Genomic DNA, 504 nt, shown 5'->3' with positions numbered 1-504 from the left:
TGGCCTTCCAAGGCCGTCGAAACCTATGCTGGCGACTTCCCACGGCCATCTGAATCAGGTTCGACAGCCTTGGAAGGACATCGCACATCTCATCCAACCGCCGCCTTCGTGACTTCCCCTCATGAGTGAACTGCCTCCCTACGATTCGTTTTTATTGGTGTCCTTCGGTGGTCCAGAGGGGCAGGACGATGTGATGCCGTTCCTCGAAAACGTTTTGCGTGGCAAGAACGTGCCGCGTGAGCGGATGCTGGAAGTCGCCGAGCACTACAAACACTTCGGCGGCGTCAGCCCCATCAACGAGCAAAACCGTCAGCTCATCGCGGCACTGCAAAAACGATTTGACGCCAACGGAATCGACTTGCCGATCTATTGGGGCAATCGGAACTGGGATCCATACTTTGCCGACACGCTTCGTCAAATGAAGACGGATGGCAAGAAGCGATCGCTGGCATTTTTCACCAGCATGTTCAGCTGCTACAGCGGATGTCGCCAGTATCGCGAAAA

1 protein-coding gene is annotated in these 504 nt (G+C 55.2%); it reads left to right on the top strand.

Going from position 1 to position 504, the window contains the following annotated elements; all coding sequences use genetic code 11:
* Positions 1-121 precede the first annotated feature (121 nt).
* A partial coding sequence (locus tag B2R17_RS05425) for a ferrochelatase (protein WP_286763163.1) occupies positions 122-504 on the top strand: 383 nt, incomplete at its 3' end.

The sequence above is a fragment of the Rhodopirellula sp. UBA1907 genome (assembly GCF_002337565.1).
Lineage (GTDB): Bacteria > Planctomycetota > Planctomycetia > Pirellulales > Pirellulaceae > Rhodopirellula > Rhodopirellula europaea.
This window is presented reverse-complemented; position numbering and strand designations above follow the sequence as displayed.